The 7871-nt window shown below is 73.0% G+C and carries 4 protein-coding genes and 1 pseudogene; 4 read left to right on the top strand and 1 reads right to left on the bottom strand.

Features of this window, described 5'->3' with window-relative positions; genetic code table 11:
* The 4 genes and pseudogenes from AC08OV_RS21755 to AC08OV_RS21770 form a co-directional block, all read left to right on the top strand.
* Positions 1–218, top strand: a pseudogene (locus tag AC08OV_RS21755) (toll/interleukin-1 receptor domain-containing protein); the annotation flags it as partial.
* A gap of 221 nt (positions 219–439) precedes the next feature.
* Positions 440–1528 (top strand): DUF3616 domain-containing protein, encoded by a 1089-nt coding sequence (locus AC08OV_RS21760; RefSeq protein WP_476616089.1) that lies wholly within the window; start codon positions 440–442, stop codon positions 1526–1528.
* A gap of 125 nt (positions 1529–1653) precedes the next feature.
* Positions 1654–4479: a tetratricopeptide repeat protein gene (locus AC08OV_RS21765; protein WP_476620236.1), complete on the top strand. Its 2826-nt coding sequence runs from the start codon at positions 1654–1656 to the stop codon at positions 4477–4479.
* Positions 4480–5311: 832 nt separating this feature from the next.
* Positions 5312–7216 (top strand): TIR domain-containing protein, encoded by a 1905-nt coding sequence (locus AC08OV_RS21770; protein ID WP_476615865.1) that lies wholly within the window; start codon positions 5312–5314, stop codon positions 7214–7216.
* Positions 7217–7292: 76 nt separating this feature from the next.
* On the opposite strand, the gene AC08OV_RS21775 is transcribed toward AC08OV_RS21770, so the two are convergent.
* The coding region (locus AC08OV_RS21775) for an acyl-CoA carboxylase biotin carboxyl carrier protein subunit (RefSeq protein WP_476620237.1) at positions 7293–7871 on the bottom strand (579 nt) is incomplete at its 5' end.

The raw sequence follows: 7871 nt of genomic DNA on the forward strand, positions 1-7871 counted from the left end.
TCCTCGCCACCGCCGGAAACGACGGGACGGTACGACTGTGGGACCCGATCGAAGGCACACAAACCGGCCAGCTCACCGGCCACACCAGCGGGGTGACCGCGCTGGCGGCCCTACCCCTACCCGACGGACAGATCCTCCTCGCCTCCACCGGAGCCGACGAGACGGTCATCCTGTGGCAGCTCTCGTCGGGTAAAGGGCCTGCCCGACGGAAGGTGTAAGCGGCGCTGACGCTCGCAGGATCGGGGCCACCTATCGGGTCCTGGACACCCACCCGGATAAGCGCCGGGCCGGCACTACGCTCCGGTCGGCGGTGGCGACTCCTGGGAGGGCCGCTTCGGAGCAACCGGCGGAGAAAACCGGGGCAAACCGGCGGGGGGACGAGGAGTGGCGGAGTGCGGGAACGACGCAGGGTGCGGGAACGGCGCCGGATGAGGCACCGATGACCGCGAAGACGATTCCGATCCGGTTCGCCGACGGCGCCGGGGTGGTCGACGTCGCCGAGTCGTTGTCCACCCTGAAGGGGGACGGCCGGTGCCTCTGGCTCGCCGGTGACGAGACGGTCACGATCGAGCGGACGACCCTGTCGCCGGCCGGCGACGGCTTCGCCGATCACGTCAGCTTCTCCGTCGCGGACTTCCTTCCCCTGCCCGAGGAGCCCACGGAGGACGGCACCCAGCTCGAGATCGACCTCGAGGGCATGGACCGGCATGGCGACTATCTGTGGTTCGTCGGGTCGCACAGCCTGGCCCGCAAGCGGGTCCGGCCCCAGCACGCGACCGAGCAGGCCCTGGCCCGGCTGGCGAAGGTGAGCAGCAACGCCAACCGCTACCTGCTCGGGCGCATCCCGGTGGTGCGGGTCGGCGGCCTGCCGACCCTGGTCGCGAGCGCACCCGACCCGGCCTCGCCCGGCGGCGGCAGGCTGACCGCGGCAGCGCTCGGACTGTCCAAGCCCACCCGGTTGACGAAGGCGCTTACCGACGACGACCATCTTGGCCGCTTCCTCAAGATCCCGAGCAAGGACAACGGGCTGGACGTCGAGGGCCTGGCCGTCGTCGGTGAGCGGATCTACCTGGGGCTGCGGGGGCCGGTGCTGCGGGGCTGGGCCGTGGTCCTGGAACTGCGTCTCACCGAGGGAGACGGTCAGAACCTCCTCCTCGCGCCGATCGACGGGGACGGCCGGTATCGCAAGCACTTCCTCGACCTCGACGGGCTGGGGGTACGCGACCTCCTCGCCTCCGGCGATGACCTCCTGCTCCTCGCCGGCCCGACGATGGACCTCGACGGCCCGGTGCGGATCTACCGCTGGCGCGGGGCCGCGCAGGCCCCCACGAGCGTCGTGGTCACCGACGAGGCGATCGAGCGCATCCTGGACCTGCCCGTCGGCGAGGGCGACGACCATCCGGAGGGCATCGCCCTGATGCCCGGCGACCCGTCATCGCTCCTCGTCGTCCACGACAGCCCGGCCGCACGCCGACGCCCGCACCGTCACGAGATCCTCGCCGACGTCGTCCCGCTGCCGCCGGGCTGAACGTCACGCACCCGCGGTGGGACCTTGCGTGACGGAAACGGGGGACGGATCGGAGACCGGACGGGAAAACCTCTGGACGGTCGGGCGATCCGCCGGAGAATAGCCGCGGAGGATATCCCCACGGGATGACGTTCCGTCCTGCTCATCGCTGCCGCTCGCCGCCGCCGCTCGCCGCCGCTCAAGGGACGCACGTGTACGACGAGGTCGACCTGGACGCCATCACCACCAACGCGGATTTCGGCCGTGCACTGACCATCGTGCGCGAGCGCGCGGGGTTGAGCGTGCGGGAGGTGGCGCGCGCCGTCAACGTGCCGGCCAGCACGGTCGGCGGTTACTTCGGTGGCTCCCATCTCCCCGGCCTCAGGTCGGCGAACCTCGTCGAGAACATGCTGCGGGCCTGCCGGGTGGACGACCCCGACGAGATCCGCCACTGGGTCGAGACGTGGCGTCGGGTCCGGCGCGGAGCTCACGGTCGCGGAGCTCACGGTCACGGGGACCATGGCGGCGACCGGATCGGCACCGGACAGGACCCGTCGACGGCGGTCACGATCAGGCCGCCGGTCCAGCGGCTCACCCACCTGCCCGCAATCCGCGGTCGAGACGGCCTGCTCGACCTGCTGGCCGGGCAGCTCCCCACCGGACGCAGGCGCGCGGTCGCCGGATCCGACGTCGGTAACGGGCCCGTCCTCCCCCGGCCTGACGTCCTTCGACCGGACGTCCCCGAACCGGACCTCCCTGGCTCGGACATCCCTCGACCGGACCTCCCTGGCTCGGACGTCCCTGGACCAAAGGGCGTTCGGCCCGACGCCAACGGGGCACGGGTCCACGTGCTGCACGGGCTCGGCGGCGTGGGCAAGAGCACGGTCGCCCTCGCGCTCGCCCGCACCGCGCTCGAACGACGGGTGCGGACCTGGTGGATCAGCGCCACGGGGTCCGGCGCGGTGCGCGCCGGGATGACCGCGCTGGCCGTGGAGCTCGGCGCGACCCGCCACCAGCTGTGCACGGGCAGCCTGTCCGACCTGGTCTGGCGGCTGCTGGCGGACAGCGGACGGCCGTGGCTGCTGATCCTCGACAACGCCGACGATCCGGCCGGCGACCTGGCCCCACCCGGCGGCGACGTGCTCGACGGCACCGGATGGCTGCGGCCGGTCACCCACCCCCACGGAATGGTCGTGGTGACGACGCGCAGCCGGCTGGACTGGGAGGGCCCGTCGCCCGTCGGCGGGACCGCCCGGTCCTGGCTGCGCCTGCACCCGCTCGGCCCCCTGAACGCGGCGGACGCCGGGCTGGCGCTGCGCGACCTGACCGGGGCCGAGCCGGGTCCGCTCGCCGCGGCCGAGAGCCTCGGCCGCCGGCTCGGCGGGCTGCCCCTGGCACTCGCCCTGGCGGGCCAGTACCTCGCCGAGGCGCGGCGAATGCCGGCCGGACTCGGTGGACCGGCGGTCCCGCGGACCTACGTCGACTATGAACACGCGCTCCAGACGGGCGGGCACCAGGCCCTGCTGCGCGGCTTCGGCGGTCCCGGCGGCGCTGGCCGTCGCCGGGAACGCGAGCTCATCGGGCCGACCTGGGAACTGTCGCTGGATCTCCTCGCCGCGCGGGGCCTGGAGCGGGCCCGGGCGCTGCTGACCCTGCTCGCCTGCTTCGGCGGAGACCCGATCCCGTTCGGCCTGCTCCTGTCCGCGGCCGTCCTCGCCGCGTCGCCGCTGTTCCCCGGCCTGCGGGCGACCGAGCTGTGGGAGCTGATCCGCGCCCTGGCCGGCCAGGGGCTGATCGAACACACGACTCCCGACGACCCCGCCACCGACCGGTCCACCACCGACCGGTCCGCCACCGGCGACCCCGCCACCGCCCGGTCCGCGGCTTCCCGCCCGGATCCCCGGGTCGCGCATCAGCTGGTCCTCCACCCCCTGGTACGCGACAGCTTCGGCCGGGCCGCGCACACCTCCGGCCGCATCGCCGACTACCTCGACGCGCTCACCGCCCTGCTCACGCGGGCGACCCGCGCGCTCGATCCGCGGGATCCGGCGACGTGGGACCGGTGGGCGATGCTCGCCGGTCATGCCACGGCCGGGCTGGAGCTGCTCCGCGCCCGGCGGCGGTGGGGCCTCGACGACCTTACCGAGGCACACCTGCCTCCGCAGCTGCTCACCCCGGCGACCCTCGCCGCCCGCTACCTGCGCGCGACCGGCCGGCTCGCCGAGGCGGACGCGGCGTACAGCTCCGTCTGGGAGACCGGCGCCCACCTGTTCGGACCCGATCATGCTGATGTCCTGTCCGTCGCGCACGACCTGCACCGGGTCCGCGCCGCCCAGGGCCGGCTCGAGGACGCCGAGAGCGGCCTTCGCATGGTGCTCGACGACCGGTTGCGCATCCTCGGCCCCGAGCATCCCGACACGCTGACCACCCAGCACTACCTCGGCCGGACGCTGCGCGAATCGGGTCGGCACGGCGAGGCGCTGCGGTGGCTCACCCACACGCTCACCACCCGTGAACGGGTCCTCGGGCCGCGGCACCGGGACACCTTGACGAGCCGGAACAACGTCGGGGACCTACTGGTCGAGCAAGGGGCGTGGACGGCGGCCGAGGAGCTGCTGTGCTCGGTGCGGGACGATCGGGCCGAGGTGCTCGGCCCGGAGCATCCCGCCACGCTGGTGACCTGCTACCATCTGGCCCGGCTGTACCGCGACCGCGGGGACACCGAGCGCGCGGAGAAGGCGGCGACCGAGCTCACCGAGGCCTGCCTGCGAGTGCTCGGACCGGATCATCCCCGTGCCCTCGCCGCGGTGGGTCTGCTCGCGGAGGCCCAGACCAACCTCGGCCGGCCGGACCAGATGACCCCGCGGGTCCAGGACGCCTACCGGCGCAGCCTGCGCCGGTTGGGGCCCACCCACGACATCACGGTGCACCTTCACGATCTCCTCGACCAGTCGGAGCGTGACCCATCGTGACCCGTCCTCGTGACCCGTCGCCGGGGGGCGTTTCCCGCCGGTGCACCGCGTCGCAGGGCCGCCGCCCGCGGGCCGAGCCCCACCAGCCAGCCCCCGGTGTCGAGGCCGGCGAGACCGTCGAGGGAACCGCCGTATATCGACAGCAGAACACCGGTGACCGCGAGAAGCGCCACGGTCCCGAAACCCGAACCGGGGACGGAAAGCCCGCCGACGACGAACGGAACGGCGGGCGGCACGGCGGAGGCCGGCCGGGAAAGTACCAGGAAAAGGAACTTCCGGATCGCCGTACAAGGCCGTACGGATCGACGGCCGCTGGAGCGGGCCTCCCCCCGATGGCAGGTCCGCTCCGGCGGTGAGCCGAGGGGCCGCGGTCATCAACCAGCCACCACCCGCGGCGGCGGGGGTGCAGACCATAGGCGGGCGACGCCCGCGACCCTTCAGCAGCTCCCAGATAACCGCGTGCCGGACTAACCGGAAAGACCCTGACCGCAAATCCGTACAACGTCGTACGCGGCTTTCACCGGACGCGGCAGCGAGCGCGGGTAGGGATATGGGCCACGCGGACGACGACCGCCCCGGGGCGATCCCAGACCGCGGGATGACAACCGTGCCGTGCCGTGAGGATCGCCCGGGAACACCCGGAGGCGGCAGTTTGGGCCATATCGTCGAACGGTATCCTTAGCCAGTCATCAGCCCACCGACACCGAACGCCGGTAATCCGGAACCCGACCGGCGGTCCGGCGCAGCGCGCCCCGACCGGCGGCGTCCCGGCGGCGGCTCACCCGACCGGAACGCGTCCGTCGCCCGCGCCCTGCGTTCCCAGGAGTCATGGTTGTCTTCTGACTGGTTGAACGAGCCGCTCTGGTTGGACGAGCCACTGGTGAACGCCCTCGACGATCCCGCCGTGACCGCGCTGCGGCAATGGTGCTCCCAGACCGAGACCACCTACCGCCTGGTCCGTTGGCTTACCGGCGGCCGGTCGTCGGCGATGGTCGGGGTGGTCCTCGAAGAGCATCCGCGCCATGGTGCGCGCCAGTTCGTGATGAAGCTGGACGTCGCCCCGGCCAGCGACGCGGGGCCCCAACCCGGCGAATTCGCGCGCCACTGGCGGGCGATCGCCGACGCCCCCAGGTTCGCCGAGCGCCACCTCGCCACACCCGTCCATCAGCCGGTCGCGGTCGGCGATGGACGATGGTTCGTCTTCCAACAGGTCGCGGGTGGCAGCCTTCGGGAGCTGGTCACGCTGCGCGCCCTGCTGGAGGCTGTCGTCCACCCGCGGCGGGCCGGGCGCCAGGGAGACTCCGGCAGCGGTCCGGCCGGTCTGTCAGGACCGGCCGGACCGGCTGAACCACGCCTGATGTTCGGACGGGCCCTGGCCGACGCCGCGGTCCTCGCCGACGTCTGCGGGGGGCTAGTCGGGTCGATCTTCGATGAGTGGGTGGGGCCTGCCCTTCTGCCGTCACTGGACGTGCCGACCATCCTTGCGCGTCAGCTCGCCGAGCGGCTCGCCCCGGGCAGCCGCCTGCGGCGCATCGCCGCGGCGTACCCCGGCCCCACCATCGACGCCGAAGGCGAGGACCACCCGCTGCCGAACCCGTTCGCGCTGGTCCTGGACCCATCGCGCACGGACGGTATTCGCATCCCGGCCTTCGTCGGGAAGGCCCACGGCGACCTGCACATCGAGAACATCCTGATCCCGTCCTCACTGCGCAACGTCGACAGGACGTACCAGCTGATCGACCTGTCGCGGTACGCGGCCGACGCCGTGCTCACCCGGGATCCCGTCCATCTGGTCCTGCACATCCTCGCCCGGACACTGTCGGAGCTGTCCGCGGCGCAACGCACCGCCGTCATCGATCTGCTGCTCGACCCGGAGCAGGACGGAGACCTCGTGCCGCGGTGGCTGTTCCTGCTCATCGACCGGGTCCGATCGGCGGCGGAGGACTGGGCACGCCAGGCCGGTCTGGTCGACCTGTGGCGCGACCAGATCCCGCTGTCCCTGCTGGCCGTCGCCCTGACCTGCCTCGGACGGGCATCCACCCGGCCGGAGGACCAGGGATGGTTCCTGCGGCTCGCGGCGAACAGCGCCGCGGTGTTCCTCGGCCGGCATCACCCCGACGGCCGGCATCACCCGGGCAGCCGGCATCCGGACCGGCCGCGCGGGGACTGGCACAACCCGGACGAGCGGCGCCCGGCGGAGACCGCGGCAACCGCGGCCGTCCCCCCTGAGGCGGCAGACCAGAAGCCCGCGGTCGTGCGGCCGTCCACGCCACAACGGCCCGGGCAATCCACGCCACAATGGCCGGGGCCGTCCGGGCGGTACGACTTCTTCATCTCGTACGCCCAGCCCGACGAGGCCTGGGCCGACTGGATCGCCTGGCAGCTGGAGGAGGCCGGTTACCACCTACTGTTCCAGGCGGGTGACGGAACGGACGGGCCGCCAAGGATCACGATGCGTGATGGCGCCCGGCACGCCCACCGGACACTCGTTCTGCTCTCCCCCGCCTATCTCTCCTCGGTCCATGAGCAGCGGGAGTGGTGGGAGTGGTGGGAGTGGCGGGCGGCCCTGGACGCGGATGACCCGACCGGGCCCGCGTGCAGACTCGTCACCGTCCTGGTCGAGGCCTGTGCCGTGCCGGCCGCATTCGATCAGGCCTCCTCGGCCCACGTCGACCTGTCCAACCTGGCCGAGGCCGACGCCCGGAAGACGCTCCTGCGGCGGCTGGCCGGGCGCTGAGAGAAGGATTGACGTTCCCGGCCCGCGTTGACGCCGACGACCGCGGCCCAGGGCGGCCGTCGGCGTCAAATCGTGCTCAACCCTCCACATTTCGCCGGGCCGCCGGGGCGGCTGATGCGGATCCGGGGCCGGCCGGGCCCGCCACGGACATCACCACCAGCAGCTGGTCCAAGGCGACGAGGTCGCCGGGCCGGACGAGTACTTCCTTGACGATCCCGGCGCCCGCCGCCGAGACGGTGTGCTCCATCTTCATGGCCTCGACGACAACCAGCGACTGCCCATCCGCCACGGTCATCCCCGGTTCGACCAACACCGCGGTCACCGTGCCCGGCATGGGGCTGCGCGCCTGCCCGCCGAGCACCGGCCCGGCCCCGGTGCCCGCCACCGGGATCACCTCGGCCAGGCCCCACGCCCCACCGTCGCGGCCAAGCCAGAGGATCCCGTCGGCGGGCTCCCACGCGTAGGCCCACCGGGTGGTGACCGCACCGATCGTGACGAGCAGCTCGTCGCCGAGCTGACTGACCGATGCGGCGACCGGCGGCCCGTCGGCGATCCGGACCCGGGCCGCATCGGGGGTGCCGCGCGCCGCGACCCGCAACGTCGACACCGTCCGCACCGCCCGCTCCCCGTCTCCCGGCTCCGCCCCATCCCCGTC

The sequence above is a fragment of the Frankia sp. CeTa3Moorea genome (assembly GCF_978021225.1).

Excerpts from the sequence above, each read along its gene's own strand:
- AC08OV_RS21760 (WP_476616089.1), top strand. The coding sequence starts at position 440 with ATGACCGCGAAGACGATTCCGATCCGGTTCGCCGACGGCGCCGGGGTG.
- AC08OV_RS21765 (WP_476620236.1), top strand. The coding sequence starts at position 1,654 with ATGACGTTCCGTCCTGCTCATCGCTGCCGCTCGCCGCCGCCGCTCGCC.